At 33.1% G+C, this 24074-nt stretch carries 18 protein-coding genes; 4 read left to right on the forward strand and 14 right to left on the reverse strand.

What is annotated here, in order from left to right:
- Positions 1-527: 527 nt before the first annotated feature.
- Positions 528-1211 carry a DUF4294 domain-containing protein gene (locus tag DK441_RS00395; protein ID WP_235015681.1) on the reverse strand — a complete coding sequence of 228 codons (684 nt, stop codon included), beginning with the start codon at positions 1209-1211 and terminating at the stop codon, positions 528-530.
- Positions 1212-1353: 142 nt separating this feature from the next.
- Here DK441_RS00395 and DK441_RS00400 point away from each other — a divergent pair, with 142 nt between their 5' ends.
- Positions 1354-2445, forward strand: coding sequence for a M42 family metallopeptidase (locus DK441_RS00400; RefSeq protein WP_109096991.1), 1092 nt, complete (start codon positions 1354-1356; stop codon positions 2443-2445).
- A 67-nt stretch (positions 2446-2512) separates the two neighbouring features.
- Here the strand turns inward: DK441_RS00400 and acs are convergent, their stop codons facing one another.
- The 7 genes from acs to DK441_RS00440 all read right to left on the reverse strand — a co-directional run bounded on the left by acs (position 2513) and on the right by DK441_RS00440 (position 12110).
- On the reverse strand, positions 2513-4465 hold the full coding sequence (acs, locus tag DK441_RS00405) for an acetate--CoA ligase (protein ID WP_109096992.1): 1953 nt from the start codon (positions 4463-4465) through the stop codon (positions 2513-2515).
- A 146-nt stretch (positions 4466-4611) separates the two neighbouring features.
- Positions 4612-4980 carry a response regulator transcription factor gene (locus tag DK441_RS00410; protein ID WP_255412026.1) on the reverse strand — a complete coding sequence of 123 codons (369 nt, stop codon included), beginning with the start codon at positions 4978-4980 and terminating at the stop codon, positions 4612-4614.
- A gap of 186 nt (positions 4981-5166) precedes the next feature.
- The gene (locus tag DK441_RS00415; protein WP_109096993.1) at positions 5167-7860 is read right to left on the reverse strand and encodes an ATP-binding protein; all 2694 of its coding nucleotides are present in this window, start codon (positions 7858-7860) and stop codon (positions 5167-5169) included.
- Between the two features lie 319 nt (positions 7861-8179).
- A complete protein-coding gene (locus tag DK441_RS00425) occupies positions 8180-9967 on the reverse strand; it encodes a sodium:solute symporter family protein (protein WP_074409997.1) in 1788 nt (595 codons plus the stop codon).
- Positions 9968-10058: 91 nt separating this feature from the next.
- Positions 10059-10322 carry a DUF4212 domain-containing protein gene (locus DK441_RS00430; RefSeq protein ID WP_074409998.1) on the reverse strand — a complete coding sequence of 88 codons (264 nt, stop codon included), beginning with the start codon at positions 10320-10322 and terminating at the stop codon, positions 10059-10061.
- A 12-nt stretch (positions 10323-10334) separates the two neighbouring features.
- A complete protein-coding gene (locus tag DK441_RS00435) occupies positions 10335-11567 on the reverse strand; it encodes a hypothetical protein (protein WP_109096994.1) in 1233 nt (410 codons plus the stop codon).
- 123 nt (positions 11568-11690) lie between these two features.
- On the reverse strand, positions 11691-12110 hold the full coding sequence (locus DK441_RS00440) for a helix-turn-helix domain-containing protein (protein WP_109096995.1): 420 nt from the start codon (positions 12108-12110) through the stop codon (positions 11691-11693).
- 150 nt (positions 12111-12260) lie between these two features.
- On the opposite strand from DK441_RS00440, the gene DK441_RS00445 reads away from it, so the two are divergent.
- From DK441_RS00445 to DK441_RS00455, 3 genes are all read left to right on the forward strand, one after another.
- A complete protein-coding gene (locus DK441_RS00445; protein WP_109097047.1) occupies positions 12261-12812 on the forward strand; it encodes an NUDIX domain-containing protein in 552 nt (183 codons plus the stop codon).
- A gap of 97 nt (positions 12813-12909) precedes the next feature.
- A complete protein-coding gene (locus DK441_RS00450; RefSeq protein ID WP_109096996.1) occupies positions 12910-13362 on the forward strand; it encodes a Dps family protein in 453 nt (150 codons plus the stop codon).
- A complete protein-coding gene (locus DK441_RS00455; protein ID WP_160111874.1) occupies positions 13340-14218 on the forward strand; it encodes a hypothetical protein in 879 nt (292 codons plus the stop codon). Before DK441_RS00450 ends, DK441_RS00455 begins: the two co-directional genes overlap by 23 nt.
- 155 nt (positions 14219-14373) lie before the next feature.
- Here DK441_RS00455 and DK441_RS00460 read toward each other — a convergent pair whose 3' ends face one another.
- From DK441_RS00460 to DK441_RS00485, 6 genes are all read right to left on the reverse strand, one after another.
- A complete protein-coding gene (locus tag DK441_RS00460; protein ID WP_109096998.1) occupies positions 14374-16557 on the reverse strand; it encodes a S8 family serine peptidase in 2184 nt (727 codons plus the stop codon).
- A 35-nt stretch (positions 16558-16592) separates the two neighbouring features.
- Positions 16593-17507 carry a tail fiber protein gene (locus DK441_RS26970; protein ID WP_160111876.1) on the reverse strand — a complete coding sequence of 305 codons (915 nt, stop codon included), beginning with the start codon at positions 17505-17507 and terminating at the stop codon, positions 16593-16595.
- A 21-nt stretch (positions 17508-17528) separates the two neighbouring features.
- Complete coding sequence (locus DK441_RS00470) at positions 17529-18617, reverse strand: hypothetical protein (protein ID WP_109097000.1); 1089 nt, start codon at positions 18615-18617, stop codon at positions 17529-17531.
- Positions 18618-18704: 87 nt separating this feature from the next.
- Positions 18705-19550: a hypothetical protein gene (locus tag DK441_RS00475; protein WP_109097001.1), complete on the reverse strand. Its 846-nt coding sequence runs from the start codon at positions 19548-19550 to the stop codon at positions 18705-18707.
- Between the two features lie 286 nt (positions 19551-19836).
- Entirely contained in the window at positions 19837-20034 is a 198-nt protein-coding gene (locus DK441_RS00480) for a hypothetical protein (protein WP_160111877.1), read from the reverse strand.
- A gap of 624 nt (positions 20035-20658) precedes the next feature.
- Positions 20659-23289, reverse strand: a complete 2631-nt coding sequence (locus DK441_RS00485; protein ID WP_109097003.1) for a S8 family serine peptidase — start codon at positions 23287-23289, stop codon at positions 20659-20661.
- Between the last annotated feature and the right edge of the window lie 785 nt (positions 23290-24074).

Consider the following 24074-nt stretch of genomic DNA (forward strand, 5'->3'; position numbering starts at 1 on the left):
GAAAAAAATTAAACCAAATCTCAACGAACTTAACAAAACATTATCCCGTTTTGAACGGGCGCAAACATACAACCCTTTTTTATTCTGACAAGACCTTTTTAATAAAGTTTTTAAAACTTTTTCTTAACTTAAAAATCAAAAAAATAAATCTCTCAATGAACGCACTAAACATTATCCCGTTTTGCGGGGGCAAACATATAACCATTTATTAAAACAACAACACCTTTTGGTATAATTTTTTACAAAAAATAAGGAATATGCTGATTTTAAAAAAGATAGAAAACGAAGATAAGAAATTTAATCAAAATAGAAATAGATTTTCGATACTTTTTCTAAGTTTAAATACCTAAATGTGGTTATATAATATATTGTTTTGTATTAGGAATGGAAGTGGCATCCTTTTGTTGATCCTAAACAATTTAAAAAGCTACAACTTTTAATCCTACATCTATAAAGAAAACAAACAACTATACAACAAAAGATACAGCGTACAGCCCACCCCCCTTTTTCTGGGTAAATACCCGAAATTAATTTTTAGAAGAAGTTGTTTTTGATATATCAGACCATTTATTTCTCAAATCGTAAAAACTAAAATCTAAAGCTGTTTTTTGTTCTTTTAAAATACTTGACTGAAAACTTCGCTGTAATATATCCTCTATCCAATAATCTTCTTCTACATTTATAGGGTCGTATTTCTCTTTTAAAGAAATACTAAAAAGCTTAGCAGTATTATTATACCAAAAAGCTCTCCACCCACTTCTATATTCTTTTACTAACTCGAACATTGTTTTACCTGTTTGTCGATAAATCAATTTAACCAAAATCTGTCCTTCTGTACGAGTAAGCTTTTTTAATTCTTTAGTAAACTCTTCTTCCATGTACTTCTGTAACATTTTTATGTATCGCTTCTTTTTTCTCTTAGAGTCAATATTTTCTAATCGTTCATTAAGAGATATTAGTCTATCTGCAGCTAACTTCGCATAGGGATACACTTTTCTAGTCTTACGTCGTAGAATAAGATATTTCCTTCTTGCCAGTTTATTTTTAAAATTTAATCTCCCTAAAATAATTACTTCGTCAAGATCAATAGCCTCATGAGGAATTGTATCTCCTTCAATGATGTAGTACTGCACATAACCTGTAGTATCTACCTTAGAGGTGTCCAAAAGTTTTTGATCTTTCTTTTGGGCATTACTCAAAGAAGTTAGCATTACCAAGATAATATATACCGAATGTTTTATCATAATAGATTAAGAGACTTTCTAAAATTGTTCCAAAATTAATAATTAACCAATTGTAAACTGTAAAATGAATGTGAATATTGTTATTTTCGCAATAAAATGAAATAATACTATGGCAAAAAAGAGTATTCTAAATAAAAAATCCCTGACTTTTCTTGAAAAATACCTAAATAATCCTGCTCCGACAGGATACGAATGGGAAGGGCAAAAAATCTGGATGAACTACTTAAAACCTTATGTAGATGAATTTATAACAGATACTTATGGAACGGCTGTTGGTGTAATTAACCCAAAAGCAAAGTATAAAGTTGTAATCGAGGGGCATGCAGATGAGATTTCGTGGTATGTAAACTACATAACAGATAATGGGTTAATTTACGTGATCAGAAACGGAGGAAGTGACCACCAGATTGCAACTTCGAAACGGGTTAATATCCATACCAAAAAAGGCATTGTACAAGGTGTTTTCGGGTGGCCCGCTATCCACACCAGAAAAGGTTCAAAAGAGCAAGCTCCAACCCTTGAAAACATATGTATTGATGTAGGGTGTAATACTAAAGAAGAAGTATTAAAACTTGGGGTTCATGTTGGTTGTGTAATTACTTATCCTGACGAATTTTTTATTCTGAATAAAAATAAGTTTGTTTGTCGTGCGCTTGACAATCGAATGGGAGGTTTTATGATTGCAGAAGTAGCTCGTTTACTAAAAGAAAACAAAAAGAAATTACCATTTGGTTTATATATCACTAATTCTGTACAGGAAGAAATTGGTTTAAGAGGTGCCGAGATGATCACGCATACAATTAAACCCAATGTAGCTATTGTGACCGATGTTTGTCATGATACCACTACTCCAATGATAGAAAAAAAGACACAAGGAGAAACCAAAATTGGTGATGGCCCTGTAATTTCTTACGCTCCTGCGGTTCAAAATAGGTTGAGAGAATTATTGATTGATACAGCAGAAAAGAAAAAGATTCCTTTTCAGCGTATGGCATCTAGCAGAATGACAGGAACAGATACTGATGCATTTGCATACAGTAATGGTGGTGTTGCCTCTGCTCTAATTTCTTTACCGTTGCGTTATATGCACACTACTGTGGAAATGGTACACAGAAAAGATGTAGAAAATGTTATAGAATTAATTTATGAAAGTTTACTTTCTATAAAATCAGGAGAATCTTTTAGTTATTTTGAAAAGTAATTAATTACAACTTCATATACACTAAAAAAGCCCTCGTATACGAGGGCTTTTTTAGTGTATGCTTTTATTATATCACATTATCCATTATTTCCTGAACTACATCTGGATTTAATAACGTAGACGTATCTCCCAAATTAGAAGTATCCTTAGATGCTATTTTGCGCAAAATCCTTCTCATAATCTTACCACTTCTAGTTTTTGGTAATCCACTTACAAACTGAACTTTATCTGGTTTTGCAATTGGTCCAATAGTATTAGACACTTGTTCTCTAATTTCATTTATCAATCCTTCATCTGCTACTTGGTCATTATACAGAGTAACATATGCATACAGAGCGGTTCCTTTTACATCATGAGGAAAACCAACAATTGCAGATTCTGCAACCGACAGATGTTCATTAATTGCATTTTCTATAGGTGCAGTTCCCAAATTATGCCCAGAAACAATGACCACATCATCTACTCTACCTGTAATTCTAAAATTTCCTGTTGCATCTCTATATGCTCCATCACCAGTAAAATACATGTTTTCATATGCAGAAAAATACACATCTTTATATCGCTGATGATCTCCATAAATTGTTCTTGCAATAGATGGCCAAGGAAATTTTATTGCTAATCTTCCTTCTGAGCTTTTCGATTTAAATTCTATTTCTTTTCCCTCAGCATCCATCAAAACGGGTTGAATACCTGGTAAGGGTAATGTAGCAAATGTTGGTCGTGTTGGTGTAATCCCTGCTAATGGCGAAATCATCACTCCTCCTGTTTCTGTTTGCCACCAAGTATCTACAATAGGTGAATTTCCTTTTCCGATATTATCATTATACCAGTGCCATGCTTCTTCATTTATTGGTTCTCCTACAGACCCAAGAACCTTAATAGAAGAAAGATTATGTTTATCCACCAATTCTAATGGTTGCTTCGCTAGTGCCCTAATTGCGGTTGGTGCTGTGTAAAAATGGGTTACATTAAGTTTATCACAAATTTCCCAGAAACGACCATAATCGGGATAACTTGGTACTCCCTCAAACATTACAGTTGTTGCTCCAGCAGCCAATGGCCCATAAATTATATACGAATGTCCAGTAATCCAACCAATGTCTGCTGTACACCAATAGACATCATCTTGTTTTTTGGCATGTATATCTTGTCCCGTAGGGGCAAAATGATCGCACTGAAATACATTGGCAAAAGTATAGGTAGTATACACCATATATCCTCCAATGGTATGTACCATTCCTTTTGGCTTACCAGTAGAACCAGATGTATATAATATAAACAACATATCTTCTGCATCCATCACTTCTGCCGGGCATTCTTTTTCTACTTTTTGTAATTCATCAAACCAAAACTTATCTCTACCTTCTTGCATTGGTGTTGGCTCTACCGTTCTTCTGTATACAATAACCGTTTCTATAGAAGGTGTAGCTCTTAAAGCCTCATCACACATCTCTTTCAGTTTTACAGGCTTTGCTCCTCTATACACCTCGTTTGCAGTGATCAACATTTTACATTCTGAATCATTAATACGACTTGCTATAGCTGTACTTGAAAATCCTGCAAATACAATAGAATGTATTGCTCCAATTCGAGCACAGGCTAGCATTGCTATTGCCAATTCTGGGATCATAGGCATATATAAACAAACCCGATCGCCTTTTTTAATTCCATTATTTTTTAAAACATTAGCAAAATGACAAACTTTTACATGAAGTTGTTTGTAAGTAATATGACGGGATTCTTCTGTAGGATCATTAGGCTCCCAAATAATGGCTGTTTTATTACCAAATTTCTCTAAATGCCTATCCAGACAGTTTTCTGTAATATTTAATTTACCTCCTTCAAACCATTTTACTTCGGGTTTTGTAAAATCCCACTCTAATGTTTTATCCCATCGTTTATGCCAATAAAACTTTTCTGCTATAGCGTCCCAAAATTTTTCGGGATTATTAATACTTTCCTGATATGCTTCTTTATACTCAGCAAAAGAACTAAGCTGAAGTGTGTCTTTTATTTCCATGATCTGTGATTTTCTAATTTTGGTCTATTAAATTCTTTTAAAACATGTCATCGTCAAAAAATTATCGACAAGTAACTATTATTAAGGTTCAAACAACTTAAAAATAGCTGCATCTTGTTTTAAATACTAAGATTCATTCGGTTATTTTAAGCAATAAGCTCATTGATTTCTACCATAATCTTTTTTATTGAAAATGGTTTTGTTAAATACCTATCTACTCCCATTGTTAATCCTTTTTGAATATCTGAAGCCTTATTTTTTGCGGTCAAAAATATCACCTTAATATTCTTTGTTTCAGCATTTGACCTTATATATTTTAAGGTTTGATACCCATCTACGTTTGGCATCATAATATCCAACAGCACTACATCGGGAATCTGTGATTTTAATATTTCGATAGCTTCGCCCCCATCCCTGGCAATAAAAACCTCAAAATCATTCTTCTTGAATGTATACTCTAAAGACATTACAATATTTGGTTCGTCATCAACAATTAATATCTTCTTCTTATTCAAAACTTATTTATGTTTATTGAACTCATTTTAACTTTTTCTATTTCCTAAAAAATGGCTGAAATTCACCCATATTTCGTTACTTTTCTTACCCGTAGCGCTGCTATGACTTTCAAAAAGCGCCTCATCTGATCAAATTTCAACTCATTTTCGGTTAAAAACAAAAAGTCAAGATGAGTTCATTATTTACTACTTGTGCTCATCAGGAATTTCAATAATAAATCTAGCTCCTGTTTTGCACTTTTTATCGGCCCATATTTTTCCATTATGCCCTTCTATAATCTGCTTACTTATAGCTAAACCAAAACCACTACCTGCTGGTTTTTTTACGTTTTGATTTTTGGACTGGTAAAATTTATCAAAAATATGTTTCATATCCTCGATAAGAATGCCTTTTCCGTTATCTTCTATACTAATACGAATATAATCTTTCCTTTTTTTTGATACTATTTTAATAATTCCATTTTTTTCATCAACAAATTTAATTGCATTAGAAAGCACATTAGTAAATACCTGAAGAATTCTGTCTTCATCATACCTGGCGACTAAAATTTCTGAAGGTTTTGAATTCTGAATTTTTATATTCTTTTTTTCCGCAATTGCACGTACACCTAATATTGCTTTTTCTATGGTTAGGTATAAATCATTCTCTTTTTTATCCAGAATTTCTCTGCCAGATCCTAGTTTTTCTAAATCCAGTATATCATGAATTAGCTTGGTAAGACGTTCTGAATCATAAACAATATTATCCAAAAATTGCATTTTTAGCTCATTGGGCATATCCTGACTATCCAGTAACACTTCTGATGCTGCTCTAATTGACGTAATAGGTGTTTTTAACTCATGTGCGACGGTATCCAGAAACTCATCTTTTAATTTATCATGAAGTGTTAACTCTTCATTAACCTCTTTTAATTCATCGGTAAGCTGAGTTAATTCATCTGATTTTTGTTTTAAAAATTTATTTGTAGAAATCGTCTTTTTATTTTCTTCTAAAATCTCTAATACTTCTACTAGAGTAACGGGCTGTTCTTTAACTACACTGGATATTAAAATTCGGGAAGAAGCACTACCAATACTTCCTGTCAATAGTTTTTCTGAAAAATTAATTAGTCTTGCATCTGCAGCTTCAGCATTTTTAGGAAGATCGTATTTAAGATAAAACAAATCCAAAGCACGTTCTGTACGTTCCTCTCCTAAAAATCGATTCAATACTTTTCTAATATCTGAAACATAGGCTTCTCCTTTCCATACAAATGCATTTTCCTGCAAGGAATTATAATTGCTATCCACAAACATTTCTCCGTAATTACGTTCTCTATAGTTTCCTTTAAAAGAAAGGGAAACCGAAAGGTATACAATAACATTAGAAAACATACTCCAAAAAAATGCATGCGTTACCGGGTTAAGGATATCTATACCAAACAATGCATAAGGTCTTAAAAGTTCGATTTCAAAAGGACCGTACACGATAAAATTCATATTACCGAATATTGTATCCAGTACAAAAGGTAAAACAAGAGTGTACCCTGTAACCAATGCTCCCGTAATGATTCCCATTTTTGCAGCTATAGAAGACCCTCTATTCCAAAATAATCCAATAAAAAATGAAGGTCCCAGTTGCGCAATAACAACAAAAGATAATTGTCCAATCGAGAATAATGACAATTCTATATTAAAATTGATATAGAAAAAATAAGCTCCTAATATCAAACATAAAATAGCTATCCTTCTAATATTCTTAATATAATTGGCATTACGCTCAGGACGACTTTTACTAAATTTATCTAGAAATCCATAGGGAATAATTAAGTTATTACTAAGCATAGTTGATAACGCCAATGTAGAAACAACTACCATAGAAATCACTGCCGAAAAACCTCCTAAAAACACTAGAGTTGCTAAAAACACATCTCCATTTTGTAGAGGAAGTAATAATGAATAATAATCCGGATTCGCTATATCTCCTAATCGTAATTTTCCGCCCCAGGCGATAAAAACAACAAATACATTAAACAACAGTAAGTATAGTGGAAACATCCAAATTGCATTTTTAAGATCTTTTTTGGTCGTATTCTCTATCACAGAGACGTGAAATTGTCTTGGTAAAAGAAAAATTGCTAAAAAAGACAAGGCAATCATAAAATACCAATTGATACCAGACTCCAGGCTATCGAAGGTAGTTAATGATTCGAAGTCTTCTGTAGCCGATATTTGATTGTAAATATCTGTGGTTCCATCAAAAAGAAAATAGGTAACATACCCTCCTACTCCTAAAAAGAAAATAAGTTTGATTACGGATTCTACCGCTACCGAAAATACTATTCCTTGCCTGCGTCGTGTTGCATCGGTAGTTCTTGTGCCAAAAAATGCCGCAAATACTGCTAACAAAACCGCTATATAAAATGTTGAATCCTCAAAAATTGTTCCCGAAGAATTAACGGGATCATTAGAAATGATCTCAAAAGTCTCTGAAACTGCTTTAAGTTGTAATGAAATATAAGGTAATACACCCAAGACACATATTATAGTCACTAACGCTCCTAAAAATCTATCATTACCATACCTAAGGGATATAAAATCTGCAATACTTGAAACTTTATGTTGTTTTGAAATTTTGATTATTTTTTTCAATACTACAATCCAAACTGGAAAAGCTATTACAGGTCCCAAATAAGTAGTGAGAAAACTAACCCCAGAGGTCGCTGCAATCCCAACACTACCATAATAAGTCCATGCAGAGCAATATACCGCAAGTGATAATGTATAGACATAAGGATTATTAACCCAGGATCTTTTTGCTTTTTTTTCGGCCCAGAAAGCAATTCCAAACAAAAGCAGTAGGTATCCTACAATTATGAATATTAGTACATAGCTATTCATAAAACTTTTTCAAAATTATAAAAGAGATCAAAATTGAAATTGCCCAAATCAGAAATACAAAAAAGTACAGTATAGGGAACCCAAAAATACTTCCGAAATGATTAAACATAAATATCAACGGAACATTAAACAGAAAAAGCAATGCAATAGAGAGTACTACCAGTTTTTGTTGATGACGTTTTTTCATGAGAGTACTTCTATTGGTTACTTATAGTTTTTGAGGTTATACACTTCAATTCTTATCATTTTTTTAGTCAGATTATATTTTTTTTAAACCTCACAGATCTTAACAGGCCTGTGAGATTTAATACCTGTACATCTAATGTGTTGCTTCTCCAGCTCCACTAGGGATTCTTATATTTTCTACAATCTCTTGTACTTCTTTTGGTGGTGCCGAAGTAAATTTGGAAATCACTAATGATATCACAAAATTAATCACCATGGCAACGGCTCCAAATCCTTCTGGAGAAATCCCAAACCACCATTCGCTTGATGGAGGGAGCGTTTCGTCGAACCATCCTAATTTGTATTTTATCATATATAGCAGCATACATAAGATACCTACTACCATTCCTGCAATAGCACCTTCTTTATTCATTCTTTTATAAAATATCCCTAACACAATAGCAGGAAAAAAAGAAGCTGCTGCAAGACCAAAGGCCAGAGCAACAACAGCTGCAACAAAACCTGGTGGATTGATTCCAAAATACCCTGCAACACATACGGCAGCTACCGCAGAAAGACGTGCTGCGATTAATTCCCCTTTTTCTGAGATATCTGGTTTGATCATTTTTTTGATCAAATCATGAGATACAGAAGATGAAATCACCAATAACAATCCGGCTGCTGTAGATAAAGCAGCTGCCAATCCTCCTGCAGCCACCAAAGCAATTACCCAATTAGGGAGATTTGCTATTTCGGGATTTGCCAATACCATAATATCACGATCTACAAAAAGTTCGTTCTTGGTTGCAGCATTTACATTTGTAATTTTACGCTCTCCATGTTCTCCTCTATTTTTTCCATCAAAAACCGGTTTGTTTTTATTCCCTTCAACTGCATGCCCATTGGCATATTGCACTTGCCCATCTCCGTTTTTATCTGTCCATCCTAACAAACCTGTATCTTCCCAATTTTTAAACCATAAAGGAAGTTCTTCGTATTGTTTATTTTGTACAGATTCAATAAGATTTGTTTTAGCAAAAACTGCTACAGCTGGGGCGGTTGTATACAATATAGCGATTAACAAAAGTGCATATCCTGCCGACTTACGGGCATCTCTAACACGCTTTACAGTAAAGAAACGAACAATTACATGCGGTAATCCTGCAGTACCAACCATTAATGCCAAAGTTATAGCGAATACATCTAATATAGATTTAGAACCATTTGTATATTCTGAAAATCCTAATTCTGTACTCAAACCATCTAACTTATCCAGAAGATAGGTTCCTGAGCCATCTGCAATGGTATCACCAAATCCTAACTGAGGTATTGGATTTCCTGTCATCTGAATTGATATAAATATAGCTGGTACCATAAATGCAAAGATGAGCACACAATATTGTGCGACCTGAGTATATGTTATACCTTTCATCCCACCTAATACTGCATAAAAGAGCACTATAATCATCCCAATGATCACTCCTGTATTGATATCTACTTCTAAAAATCTGGAAAATACAATGCCGACTCCTCTCATTTGACCTGCTACATAGGTAAAAGATACGAGAAGTGCACAGAATACTGCTACCGATCTTGCGGTTTTTGAGTAATATCGATCCCCGATAAAATCAGGAACAGTAAATTTTCCGAATTTCCTTAGATAAGGAGCCAGTAATAATGCTAACAATACATATCCTCCTGTCCACCCCATTAGGTATACAGCACCATCATAACCAGAAAAGGCTATAATACCAGCCATAGAAATAAATGAAGCAGCACTCATCCAATCGGCAGCAGTAGCCATCCCATTGGCTAAAGGAGATACGCCACCCCCAGCTACATAAAATTCTTTCGTAGAACTCGCTCTTGACCAAATAGCAATTCCTATATATAAAGCGAAGGTTAACCCTACCAGAATATAAGTCCACATTTGAACACTCATAATATATTTTTTTAGTTGTTTATAATCTTAGATATTGTGTGAATTGAAATAGGATCATGCCCTAACTAAATTCATGTAATTTTCTATCTTCTTATTCTTTGTCATAACCATATTTCTTATCCAATTTGTTCATTAACCGAACGTAGACAAAGATTAGAATCACAAATACATAGATAGAACCTTGTTGTGCAAACCAAAACCCTAAAGGAAAGCCTCCCATATGAAATTGGTTTAACGCATCTTTAAAAAGTATCCCTGCACCGTACGACACGACAAACCATATTGCGAGTAAAATGAATAAGTATTTTACATTTTCTTTCCAGTAGGCACTGGCTTTTTGTTGTTTTTCTGACATAGTTATTAAGTTTTAGAGATAGATCATTGCTTGTAAGGTAACAAAACTTTGCGCATCATTATCACCATATTTTATGTTTAGATATTCTAAGGTTAACTTAGAGTTATGACCACTAAAATACGCATTAGCCCCAACACCAAATGTTGTTGCATTATCATCAATAGCATCTATAGATCTCAAATTAAAAGATGTATACGGTTGAAATTTAATTTTCTTATTAGCATTGGGAATTACATATCCTACATGTCCATATACCATCGATCCCGTCTCATAGGTTTGTCCTAAAGTATAATTCTGTCCATAATTATTATTTTGATATGTTGCATAAGCTGTAATCGCTGAGCCATTACTTCCTAAAGGAGCATCGTAGAATGCATCTACTGCAAATATTGCTACATCTTCTCCTTCGAGAGTGCCATTTGTATTTGCGATTACACTTCCATCGGGATGATAAAAGAATCCTGCACCAACATTAAATACCTTTTTACCTCCCAGGTATGATCCAACTTTATAAGGTAAGAAATTGGATTCCTGATCTAAAAAATTATAATCAAAATATCCTGCAAAATTCTTTCCGGCATCCTTAGACCCTAGTAATCGTCTGCCTGCATATACAGCTGGTCCATTAACAACAGGATCGGCTCCTTCCTGAAGGTTGTTGGTTATCGATTCATTAACAGATACACGATATTGTAACTTACCAAATGTTCCTTTGATATAAATTCCGATATGACGAGCAAACTGATCTGATAGTCCTATGTGTGCCCAGGACTGTCGATTATTATCCAGAGTCATAATATTAAGTGTGCTTTGATTATTAAGACGAGAAATCCCGTTCCAATAATGCAATCCTCCACCGATTGCATGATTTGCTCCAAGGCTGTATTGCCCCCAGACCCCATGAAAGAAAAGTTGCGAACTATCACCTTTACCCACGGGGTTTAGATTATTAGCATTTAAACTATTTAATCCAAAATGAGTAAGAATCAAAAAATCTTTATTGATTTGAGAATACATTAGAATACGTGCTCTACGAATACTGAAATCTATATTACCATCGTCATCGGGAACGTTATCTGTATATCTTGCCCAAAACTGTGCCCAGGAAATAATCCTAAAGTATTTTGAACCAGATTCATTTAGCTTTACTTTAAGACCTCCGGTATAGTCTGGAGATCCTTGAGAAAAGACAGAGTGCGAAATCAAAAAGCTACTTAAAAAAAGTAGTAATATGAGTTTTTTCATAATTTAAGAATTTGATTTGTAGAAAATGATTAATACTACTTGCGTAGTGTTGTGCACTTGCTAAAATTCTAAAAATTATGTCGAGTGATAAAAATTAGTATAGTTATTTGCTAATTAATATAGTTATTCTTTAAAACGTTCCCATTTTATAAGCATAAACTTATCTCCAAGTTCTGTTACAATAACCCCTGCTCCCTGGATATTTTCTGGAGATTGAAAATAATTAGCTAATTCTAAGGAATTTAAAATCTTATAGGTAGGATGGTATTGAGAGTTATACGGTCTCTTAATATTGTATTTTTTCACCCAATTGATAACACTAACATGGGATATCCCCAAAATACGTTCAATTTCACGATATGTTAATCCTTCGAGATAAAGCTGTAATGCTTTGTTAACATAATAATCATCTATTTTTTTACCCAGCTTATTAACTGTAAAATAATAACTACATTCTTTACATCGATATCGCTGTCTTTGGTTGATTACCCCACTTTTTATATACTCAGGTGAACCGCAATTCGGACAGGCTTTAATCTTCATATATATTATTTTTGCATAAATATATCATTTTAGCAATAAAAATATAACAAGTATTTAATATTAATTATAGATAAAATTAACTTTTCCATGATATTTATTGAAAATATATCTTTAATTTCCCTTCAAAAATGCATAATTAAAAAAACAAATATGACAGATGAGTTTATCGATATACTTCATAAAACAGGAGAGTTTACTGGAGAAGTAAAACTAAAGTCTGAAGCACATCGATTAGGGTTATATCATGCTAGTGTTCATATTTGGTTCTTTACAGATCAAGGGAAAATCGTACTACAAAAACGAGCCCGTAATAAAGATACGTATCCTGATTTGTGGGATGTTTCTGTGGCTGGACATATCGGTACTGGAGAAACACCAGAGGATTCTGCTATTCGAGAAGTTAAAGAAGAAATTGGTTTATCTATTTCTAAAAATAATCTAATATTTATTGGAATATATTTAGCAGAAAAAACACCCAGACCTGATCTTTATGACAACGAATTTCATCATATTTACCTTTCTCGCCTTGATGTTTCTACTAAAACGCTAACACTTCAGGAGGAAGAAGTTTCTGATCTTACTCTTATCGATCTTGATGAATTAAAAAACATCCTTAAAGATCCTATCAGAGCCTCTGCATATGTTCCTCACGATGCTGCATATTATGATTTTATTCTTAAGAAAATCACAAATCAATTCTAGTAATATGCCTATTACAACTAACTATTGTAACTTGATACTTTACTATTTATATTATAATAGTTTTGTATTGAAATTAAAAAATCAATAGATAAAAACTATGGAAAATTCAAACACAAAAACAATAGAAGCTTTAAATATATTATTAGCTGATTATCATATGCATTATCAAAAACTCAGAAATTTTCATTGGAATATCACTGGGTCCCATTTTTTTGAACTCCACGTGAAGTTTGAAGAGTTTTATGAAGATGCTAAACTGAAAATCGATGAAATTGCTGAAAGAATTCTAACACTTAGGGGTAAACCTGTTAGCAATTTTAGCTCTTACCTAAATCTCTCTAATATTAAAGAAGCAGATACAATGCTTGTGGATCACGAAATGGTCGCTACCATTCTTGAAGATCATAGCGCACTTTTGAATCAATTAAAAATAGTAACTACTGCTGCCGAAGATGCCAAAGATGACGGAACCCTGGATATTACAGGTACGTATATTGGAGAGATTGAGAAAACAAGTTGGATGCTTAATGCCTGGAATCATAGAAGCTAAAATAGTAAAACTCTCCTATCTTATCCTTTTGATGACCGCTACTGTTAGTTGTCAAAAGGATAAGAATACAGATTTAATAAAGGTTAATACTTTACCCAAAATTCTTCACGAAATATCAGGTATCACTATGTTATCTGATCACAATTTGTATGCTATAAATGATTCTGGTAATAGCAATACATTGTTTTGTCTAAATCAAAAAGGAAAAATAGTACGTGAAATCAAAATCTCCGAAACCAAAAATATAGATTGGGAAGATCTTGCATATGACAAAGAAGACAATATTTACATTGGCGATTTTGGCAATAATGCTAATGACCGAAAAGATTTAGTTATTTATAAAGTTTCAGGAATTCTATCAAATACTATTGTTACCTCAAAAATTGAATTCATTTTTGAAGATCAAAAGAAATTTCCACCTAAGAAAAAAAGATTAAATTTTGATGTTGAAGCTTTTGTACACTTGAACGGTAATCTTTACTTATTTACTAAAAACAGAGGAAAAAAATCAAAAGGAGTTACTAAGCTATATCGGGTTTCTGCCACGCCAGGAAAACATATGGCCAAACTAATTGGAGTGTATGAAACCTGCAAAAATTATTCTAATTGTCTTATCACCGGAGCCACAATCAATCGATCTGAAGATAAAATTGCCCTTCTCACACATAATAAAGTATTCTTACTCAGTAATTTTAAGGGCGATAATCTATTTGACGGAAGTATTCAAAAAATAGCATTAAAGCATAATTCTCAAAAAGAAGGAATTTGTTTTAAAAATGATTCTATTCTTTTTATAACTGATGAAAAACAAGGTCATAAAAAAGCTACTTTGTATAAATATCAGTTTGAAAAATAGGTTTTTATATTATTCGTCATTACATATCAAAAACATTTTTTTCTCATAAACCTTTATCTGTCTATAACATCTCCTAATATATTACACATTGATTTAAAATATCATGTAGCATCTCTGGAGGTGTTATAGACAGATTGAGTTTATTTATTCTTTAATTAATTCTTCACTATATTCTTATATACTGTATCGCCATTGGCTAAAGTAATCTTTAACACATATAATCCTGCTGGCAAATGACTCATATTAAGTTGATCTTTGTAAGAAGAGTTACTTTTCAATTTCGATTTCCCTGCATATCTACCCATATAATCATTCAGTTTCCATGAAGTTATTTGTTTTGTACTATTAATAGTTACTACCCCCTTAGTTGGATTAGGGTGCACTTTAACCATCTCTAACACTTCTAAAGTATTATTTTCTATACTAATATTATCATAAGTAATAACTTCTTGTTGGCTAATCGGTTCTTCTTCGACAACTATTTTTCCAGAGCATCCTTCGATATATGCTCTAAAAGATGATCCTGATTTAGCACTAAAACCAGTTTTTAGGTGAATCGCAGTCCCTGCATCATATGCCGCAGTTCCTCCACTAAAAATAACATTGGTAGCTGTAATTGTGTTTTTTGCTTCCTGAATATCTGTTTGACCAGAAAGCACATTTTGGTTAATCGTAAGGTTATCCTGGCAACTTTGGGCTAATAATACAGCTTGATGTGCATCTACCAAACCATACCCCATTTGATTATTCCAAGTTCCATTGGGTCGTCCTCCTGTAGTAGAATATGTATATGTTCCTACTTTCTGAGCAGATTGTTCGATAATCGTATTCACCTCACCAAATGTTAAGTTTGGATTAACGCTTAATATTAGTGCTGCTACTCCCGCTACTACCGGGCATGCCGATGAAGTTCCGTTAAAAGTTTGCGTATAATCTGATGTAGAATACCCGTTTATCCCCTGCCTATCTGTAGTAGGCATTTTTACTCCGGGAGCTACAATATCTAATTGACTACCATAACAGCTCCCCCATCTATTCTCTCCATCACAAGAACTTGGATTTTTACGCTCTGCACAAGGACTCATTGCCCCTACTACTAATACATCTGGATTACTATTTCCTGGGTATCGAATATTTGTATTATTCTCATTACCTGCAGCAAAAACAATGACACAACCTTTTCCTCCTCTACCATTAGTTAATGTATTTGTTATAGCATTGTCTATAATACTAGAAGGAGCATATCCTCCCCAAGAATTACTAATCACATCTGCTCCATTTTGCCACGCCCAATTAAAACCACTTGCTAATTGAGATGGAGTATCTGACGTCCTAAGATTGATACTAATCGACATTAATTTTGAAGTGGGAGCAACACCCGAAATCCCTAAATTATTATCTTTAACCGCTCCTATAATACCAGCACAAGCGGTTCCGTGATTTCCTCTTACTGTGGCTGGTGTTGTTCCATTATTTGCATCAAACCCGGTTCCGTAAACATTAGCCTGTAAATCTGGATGATTCATTTCTAGCCCATGATCATATACAGCTGTTTTAATACTTGGATCTCCTGTAGTTATTCCCCAAGCCTGCTGCATATTGATATCAATTCCCACTGTCCCTCCATTCTGTCCTGTATTATTTAAAGACCATTGGTTATTGAAATAAGTATCATTTGAAGTTTCTATATTGTGATACATAAAAGCTGGCTCTGTACTTTCAAACCGTCCTGTTTCATAAAAAATGTTGGCAAGTTGTATTGAATTTAATTTGTTTTTGGAAGTTACAGAAAGTGTAAACCAAAGTGGCATGTACTTATCATGACCTAAGATCTCTACATTCATTTCTTTTGCTTTTTTATAAAGAATATCTACGTCATCTTTATTTTTAAGTTTTACATAAAAATTATTTGACAACCCTAATTCTCCTCCACTTTTAGTAATATATGCCGGCGAAGCTTTTAAGATATTAGGTGTACTTTTATACGACTCAATCTCTCTATAATAATCCATTATAGACATGTTTTTGGTCATAGATATTTCCATATAATAGCTTTTTATAGCTTTCCTGCTAGTAGCCTTATCGTCTATTGCAATTACTGTCGCTCTTGCATTATCTTCTACTACCTCTGTTGTTTTAATCAAATTACTATTCAAAGATTTAAAAGAATTAATAGAATTCTCTCCCTCGAATGAGATAGAAATAGTTTTGGTATTTATGGTTAAAAACACTTTTTCTCCTTTATAATAGTAGAAATTATCTAATTGTCTTTGCCCAAAGGCACTAACAGTAAGAAACAACAAAATCAATGGTGTTATTTTATATATTATATTTCTCATGATGTTTATTTGTTATTTAAAAACAGTTGTATATTTTATTTCTTGGTAGACTTAGATTCTAACAAACTAATACGTTTGTTTTGTTCAATTACATACAAAGTCAATTCCTCTATCTTTTGAAGTAGCTTTATATTCATTTCTGCTAAATGAATACCATTCTTTTCCATCTCTTTAGCCGATGCTATTTCTGGTAAATGTTTGTTTTTCTTTACAAAAGCTTCTACCTCTGCTAAAGAAGGCAACTGATACTCATTTGCAAATACAAAATCTGCCCCTCCTGCTGTAGCCGTTACTTTTATTTCGCGAGAGTGAATATTTCCTTTTACGGTAAGTTTAGAATCTGGATTCTGTGTTCCTATTCCGACATTACCATTTGTTAAAATGGTCATCTTTGAGGCATAATTTGTAATAAGATGTAAATTATGGTTGCTTTCTGTACCAACAAACCCCCCTCCTCCATACCAAGATTCATTATGAGAAAATATTCCTGTCTTATATTTCTCATTTACACTGGTTGCCAGGATTTTAGAATGTTGTGAACCCGCAACATCCAATACTCTATTCCAGCCTTGTGCATTAGAAGGATTTTGTGTTCCTATTCCCACATTACCATTTGTTAAAATGGTCATCTTTGAGGCATAATTTGTGATAAGATGTAAATTATGGTTACTTTCTGTTCCAACAAAACCTCCTCCTCCATACCAAGATTCGTTATGAGAGAATATCCCTGTTTTATATTTTTTATTTACGCTGGTTGCCAGAATTTTAGAATGTTGCGAACCGGCAACATCTAGTACTCTATGCCAACCTTGTGAATTAGAAGGGGTTTGTGTTCCTATCCCTACATTTCCACTATTTGAATAAATAGTATTTTGATTATCATAATTATGTTGGGCATAAATCCCCGAACTAATACTCATTAGAATGAGTATAAAAATCGTTTTTTTCATTTTGTGTAATTTTAAGTTGGTTTATTTTTTAGCTTCAATTAATTTTTCTATTTCTGATAATCTATTAGACAAAGATTTCAATTCTTCAATCTCACTAGCTTGCCGTTTAATTTCTTTTTCCTGTTGTATCGTATACAGTGTTAGCTCTTCGATTTTTTGAAGTAATTTAGCATCCATCGCTCCAAGATAAATTCCGTTTTTCACTACTTCTTTAGCACTTGGAATATCTTTTAAATGCCCTTTTTCTTTGATGTGGTTTTCTACTTCACTAAGCGTAGGAAGGTTATAATCGGTTTCAAAAACAAAATCTGACCAGCTAGTTGCTTCTACTTTGATTTCTCTTGCTCCTATCGAGCCATCTACTGCAAGCTTGTGAGATCCTGTTGTTATTGTCCCTATACCTACTTTACCTACATGATCTATAGTCATAGCTGTTTTAGAACCAGAAACGTATGCGTTGGTTGTTGAAAAATACATTTTTGTCCCATAACTACCATCACTTCTTACATAGATACCTGCCTGAGCAGTTTCTCCATTAGACGAGTCTGATGCTCCAAAAGTGATGGCACTTCCAAAATGGTTACTCGAATTCTCAGGGTCTAAATGGATAGAACCTACTGAAGTTCCCGGAGTAGATTCGTTCCAATTATTTGAGCCCCCCGCGATCTGAAGTTGGGATTTAGGAACATTTGTCCCTATACCTACTTTACCTACATGATCTATAGTCATAGCCGTTTTAGAACCAGAAACGTATGCGTTGGTTGTTGAAAAATACATTTTTGTCCCATAACTACCATCGCTTCGAACATAGATACCTGCCTGAGCAGTTTCTCCATTAGACGAATCTGATGCTCCAAAAGTGATAGCACTTCCAAAATGATTACTCGAATTCTCAGGATCTAAATGGATAGAACCTACAGAAGTTCCCGGAGTAAATTCGTTCCAATTATTTGAACCTCCTGTAATATGCATTTTTGCTATAGGGTTTGTTGTACTTATACCTACTTTACCGGATTTTGAATAAATAGTATTTTGATTATCATAATTATGTTGGGCATAAATTCCCGAACTAATACCCATTAGGATAAGTATGAAAACTGCTTTTTTCATTTTGTGTAATTTAAGTTGGTTATGTACTATATTAGTTATGTACTTCTTGTATGATGTACATAACTAATATTAAATTGTTATACGTCTTTACCTTTGAGATTCTAGTTTTTCTAATCGAAGGTTTAATTCTTGAAGTTTTGTATTTAGAGACTTTAATTTTTTAATTTCTTTTTCCTGTTGAATTGTATACAGTGTTAATTCCTCTATCTTTTGAAGTAATTTAGCATCCATTGCTCCTAGAAGAATTCCATTTTTTTCTACTTCTTTAGCACTTGGAATATCTTTTAAATGTCCTTTTTCTTTGATGTGGTTTTCTACTTCGATAAGTGTAGGAAGGTTATAATTAGTTTCAAAAACAAAATCTGACCACCCATTTGCTTCTACCATTATTTCGCGTGCGCCTATGGACCCTTCTACTGCCAGTTTATGTGCTCCTGTATTATTGGTTCCGATACCAACTTTTCCATTCGGTATTAAAAATTTATTCGCTCCATTTTCCAGCCCTAGAATGAAATTGGTAAGGTTAGGATTAAACCCCATATAAGCCTTACGAACTCCCGCCTTATTTTTCCATTGCGTATAAAGCCATTTGTCATCTAAGGTTTGAAATGTTGCTATTGCATCTGAAGTGCTACTCACATAGAATGCTCCTCCATTAAGATGTAAACTTCCATTATTAACAGAAAATTTATTAGCCCCGTTTTCAAGACCTAAAATAAAATTAGTAAGACTTGGATCAAACCCCATATATGCTTTACGAACTCCTGTCTTATTTTTCCACTGAGTATAAAGCCATTTGTCATCTAAAGTTTGAAATGTTGCTATCGCATCTGAAGCACTTTTAACTGTTAATGTACCTTCAATTGTTTCATTTTGAGCTTCCGAATTAAAACTCAATATGATCAATCCAATTAATAAAATTGTTTTTTTCATTTTGTGTAATTTTAAGTTGGTTTTAAGATTATTGTGATGTCACATTTTGACATAAAAAAACCCCATAACAGGATTCTTTCGAATCCTGATTATGAGGTAATTTTTAATAAATATAGAATATAATAAGACTAAAAAACCATAGCTTACGGTTATTGTTATGTTAAATTTTTATGATTATATTTAGGTTACCAGAATATACTACCAAATATAGAATATCATATAGTCTTAGTACTATTTTATAGTAGGGTATTTCAAGTATAAGAAGTTTTTTAAATGCTATAAAGTTCTATAAGCTCATCCCAAAACCAAATGTAAATCGCAATCCATCATCACTAGAAAATACTCCTAACTGTCCTCCAATAGTATCCATAGCATTAAGCCAGATGCCTCCACCTACAGAATCATGCCACCGATTAGAATCTTCACCATCTAACCATACTCTACCGATATCATAACCACCAAAAACTCCTAATTGCAATGGCAATAAACCTGTTTTAAATGTATTAAAACTATATCTTATACCATTTCCAACCTAAATTTACTCAATAAAATGCACCTTCGATAAGATATCCCTTCACGGCCTTTTTGGCTTTTTCCTCTTCTAACAACTGATTCTATGATCTCGAACATACACCTATGATAATCCGCATTATAATAAATGGTTTGTAAAGGCAGTAAAACAGGGGGAAGTTCATCGCAGTTTTTGGTAGGAATTTCTACTTCCGATATCCGAAGCCCCCGATCACTGGTAATTCAAATCGCTTGCGCATAATAGTCGTTTTATCATAAATCTAACGTACATAAACCTAGCAAAACCATTGCAGATATCAAATTAAATCTTAACTATTACACCAATATTGATTGAGATTCCTAATACATCATATTGATGGGCTTACCCCTTTTTGATTCTGGCGAAGGATATGAAAATTGAGTAAAAAAGGTATTTTTATAGCGAATTAAAAAAAAAATTAAAATTCACATATTACAGAGGAAGAAAAACGTATAGAGGTCAGTATTTAAATACTGACCTCTATTAAATTTATTTTGTTCTGGTATTTCAAAGTTAAAATAAGAGCTCCTTAGATAATCAGGATCTTACAATCAAAACTTATTCTATTACAACAGTTTTTGATAATTTTTTTGAACCCAAAACTAACTGCACTTGATAAAACCCTGAAGGAAGCCCTGATAAATCAATTTTTGTTTTACCTGAAGTCATTTTTTCTTTTTTTACTATTACACCATTGGAGTTAACAAGAGTTATTTGAGCCCCTATTAGTTTAGATGAAATAACAAATTGTTCTGGAGTTGGATTTGGATAAATAATCATATCGTCTATGGATTCAGTGATTAATCCAGATTTTGATCCTTTGATATTCACAGCATAATCCTCAACCTCTCCATAACCTCTTGTCCCACAAGAAGTTCTACTACTACTATTATAAGAAACTCTAATACGCATACCTGTAGTTCCTATAGATGCACCTGATGGTACTGGAATTGAAATCGAAGCTTCTGAGGCGCTACTTTTTGATAATAAATATTGTTCACCTGCATCCTCAAAATCACCATCAATATTCCAATCAATCCATGCTGTTACTTCATTATCATTACCATATGGTTGACCAATAACTACCGATAATGCATAACTATTATTCTTAGCAACATCTGTAGATATATTTGTATAATCATGATAAGAATCTCTGGCTGAACTATTATCTATTGTCCCAAATTTAACCTTTGCAATATGTTCTGGCCCATTTGTAGCTTCTGCCGCACAATAAGTCGGTGGTGTTCCTCCATCATTATTAGGATCTGTCGTAACTGTTAATACATTACTTGCTCCTGACACATTACCTGCTGCATCTTTAGCTTTGATGGTAAAATCATAACTTGTATTTGGCGTTAATCCTGATATTGTTGCTGTGGTACCATTTACCGTAGTAGAAAGGTTACTCCCGTTGTAAACATCATACGCTGTTACACCTACATTGTCTGTTGAAGCTGTCCAACTTAAACTTACACTAGTTTTAGTTTTTCCAGTAGAGACCAGATTGGATGGTGCTGTTGGTGCTTCAGAATCAGAACCATTCTGAGCTAATAAGACTGCTTGATGTGCATCAACCAAACCATACCCCATCTGATTATTCCAAGTTCCATTTGGTCGCCCTCCTGTAGTAGCATATGTATATGTTCCTACTTTTTGAGCGGATTGCTCGATAATTGTATTTACCTCACTATATGTTAAGTTTGGATTAACGCTTAATATTAGTGCAGCTACTCCAGCTACTACTGGACATGCCGATGAAGTTCCGTTAAAAGTTTGCGTATAATCTGTTGTAGAATACCCATTCCCCCCCTGCCTGTCTGTAGTAGGCATTTTAACACCTGGGGCCATAATATCTAATTGACTACCATAACAACTACCCCACTGAGTCTCTCCATCACAGGAGTTTGGATTTTTACGCTCTGCGCAAGGACTCATTGCTCCTACTATTAATAAATCTGGATTACTATTTCCCGGGTATCGAATATTTGTATCATTCTCATTACCCGCAGCAAAAACAATAACACAGCCTTTCCCTCCTCGACCATTATTTAGTGCATTCTCTATACTGTTATCGATAATACTTGATGGTGTGTATCCTCCCCAAGAATTACTAATCACATCTGCTCCATTTTCCGCTGCCCAATTAAAACCACTTGCTAGTTGAGATGGGGTATCTGAGAATAGGAGTTTAATACTAATAGACATTAATTTTGAAGTAGGTGCAACGCCAGTTACTCCTAAGTTATTATCTTTAACTGCCCCTACAATACCAGCGCAAGCAGTTCCATGATTCCCTCGTACAATAGACGGTGTTGTTCCTGAGGTAGTATCAAAACCTGTACCATACACATTAGCTTGTAAATCTGGGTGGTTCATTTCTAACCCATGATCATACACAGCTGTTTTGATACTTGGATCTCCGGTAGTTATGCTCCAAGCTTCCTCCATATTGATATCAATTCCTGCTGTTCCACCATTTTGCCCTGTATTATTCAAAGACCATTGATTATCAAAATAAGGATCGTTTGAAGTCTTTATGTTATGATATATAAAAGCTGGCTCTGTACTTTCAAACTTTCCTGTTTCATAAAATACATTTGACAAATCCATAGCATTTAATTCATGAGGAGATGTTATAGAAATTGTAAACCAAAGTGGCATATACTTGTCACGGCCTAAAACTTCTACATTCATTTCTTTTGCTTTTTCATATAAAAAATCGACATCATTTTTATCTTTAAGCTTTACATAAAAATTATTTGATAATCCTACTTCCCCTCCACTCTTTGTTATATATGTTGGAGAAGCCATTAAAGTATTAGGTAATTTCTTATAAGATTCGATCTCTTTATAATAATCTGCTATAGTTATATTTTTGCTTGTAGACACTTCCATATAATAGCGTTTTACAGCTTTCTTAGAAATTGCTTTAGCATCTAATGAAACTAAAGTAGCTCTCGAATTATCTTCAACTATTTCTTTTATTTTTATTGAATTACTACGTAAAGATTTAAAAGAGTTAATAGAATTTTCTCCCTCAAATGAAATAGAAATAGTTCTGGTATCTATATCTAAAAAGAATTTTTCTCCTTTGTAGTAATAGAAAGTATCTGATTGTTTTTGTCCAAAGACACTTACTGCAAAAAACAGTAACATCAATGGTGCTATTTTATATATTATGTTTTGCATGATGTTTATTTGTTAAATTGTTATTGAAGTAGTTTAAACTTTTTTAATTCTATACAAAAAGCGGTGTTTTTGACACTTCATAGCACTGCTATAAAGTAAGAAAAAGACAGGGATTAGGTAAAAAAGATATTTTTACAGCGAATTAAAAAAACTCAAATCACTTCATTCAAAAATAGATGCCTATTTTTAAATAAATATGTTTTATTTTTTTGGTAAGACGAGAATTAAACGTAATGATACGCTTATCTAAATTATCTATAAAGTTAATTCCACTATTTTCAAAAGTAGTTTTATACTCTATTCAGCCAAATGGATATCGTGTTTATCCATTTCTTATTCACAACTATAAAAGAAGAGAGAAAAGACTGTTAGTGTGCTTAAAATTTTCAGTTGAGTTTTCATTATTGTTTGATTTTTTGTGTTAAACTTATTTGTTTAAATTAAAATGTTGAGCTCTTATTAAAATTTGTTATTCAAAAGTAGAGATTAATTCAAATAAACAAATACGGCAAACACGTAATAAACAGATAGTTATATTTCTATTATCATTATTGAATCAGGTAAATCACCTTTGATTTCTAATAACGCAACAGTGTTGCGTTATTAGAAATCAAAGGGTTAAACTAAAAAGAAGAATGTCGAAATTGGAGAAAATTTCAGAAGAAAAAACCAATACTGATTTAATCAAATTCACCCCTATTTAACACTAAATTAACTCTTAATTAACAAATTAACAAATCTTATTCGCAATAAATCAGTACTATTTTTACGATATTCTAATTCAC

The organism is Aquimarina sp. AU58 (assembly GCF_900312745.1).
In the GTDB taxonomy this organism is placed as follows: Bacteria; Bacteroidota; Bacteroidia; order Flavobacteriales; family Flavobacteriaceae; genus Aquimarina; species Aquimarina spinulae.

Excerpts from the sequence above, each read along its gene's own strand:
- DK441_RS00450 (WP_109096996.1), top strand. The coding sequence starts at position 12,910 with ATGGAAAATTCAAACACAAAAACAATAGAAGCTTTAAATATATTATTA.
- DK441_RS00445 (WP_109097047.1), top strand. The coding sequence starts at position 12,261 with ATGACAGATGAGTTTATCGATATACTTCATAAAACAGGAGAGTTTACT.
- DK441_RS00430 (WP_074409998.1), bottom strand. The coding sequence starts at position 10,322 with ATGTCAGAAAAACAACAAAAAGCCAGTGCCTACTGGAAAGAAAATGTA.
- DK441_RS00485 (WP_109097003.1), bottom strand. The coding sequence starts at position 23,289 with ATGCAAAACATAATATATAAAATAGCACCATTGATGTTACTGTTTTTT.
- DK441_RS00395 (WP_235015681.1), bottom strand. The coding sequence starts at position 1,211 with ATGCTAACTTCTTTGAGTAATGCCCAAAAGAAAGATCAAAAACTTTTG.
- DK441_RS00400 (WP_109096991.1), top strand. The coding sequence starts at position 1,354 with ATGGCAAAAAAGAGTATTCTAAATAAAAAATCCCTGACTTTTCTTGAA.
- DK441_RS00415 (WP_109096993.1), bottom strand. The coding sequence starts at position 7,860 with ATGAATAGCTATGTACTAATATTCATAATTGTAGGATACCTACTGCTT.
- DK441_RS00475 (WP_109097001.1), bottom strand. The coding sequence starts at position 19,550 with ATGAAAAAAACAATTTTATTAATTGGATTGATCATATTGAGTTTTAAT.
- DK441_RS00425 (WP_074409997.1), bottom strand. The coding sequence starts at position 9,967 with ATGAGTGTTCAAATGTGGACTTATATTCTGGTAGGGTTAACCTTCGCT.
- acs (WP_109096992.1), bottom strand. The coding sequence starts at position 4,465 with ATGGAAATAAAAGACACACTTCAGCTTAGTTCTTTTGCTGAGTATAAA.
- DK441_RS00455 (WP_160111874.1), top strand. The coding sequence starts at position 13,340 with ATGCCTGGAATCATAGAAGCTAAAATAGTAAAACTCTCCTATCTTATC.
- DK441_RS00470 (WP_109097000.1), bottom strand. The coding sequence starts at position 18,617 with ATGAAAAAAGCAGTTTTCATACTTATCCTAATGGGTATTAGTTCGGGA.
- DK441_RS26970 (WP_160111876.1), bottom strand. The coding sequence starts at position 17,507 with ATGAAAAAAACGATTTTTATACTCATTCTAATGAGTATTAGTTCGGGG.
- DK441_RS00435 (WP_109096994.1), bottom strand. The coding sequence starts at position 11,567 with ATGAAAAAACTCATATTACTACTTTTTTTAAGTAGCTTTTTGATTTCG.
- DK441_RS00440 (WP_109096995.1), bottom strand. The coding sequence starts at position 12,110 with ATGAAGATTAAAGCCTGTCCGAATTGCGGTTCACCTGAGTATATAAAA.
- DK441_RS00460 (WP_109096998.1), bottom strand. The coding sequence starts at position 16,557 with ATGAGAAATATAATATATAAAATAACACCATTGATTTTGTTGTTTCTT.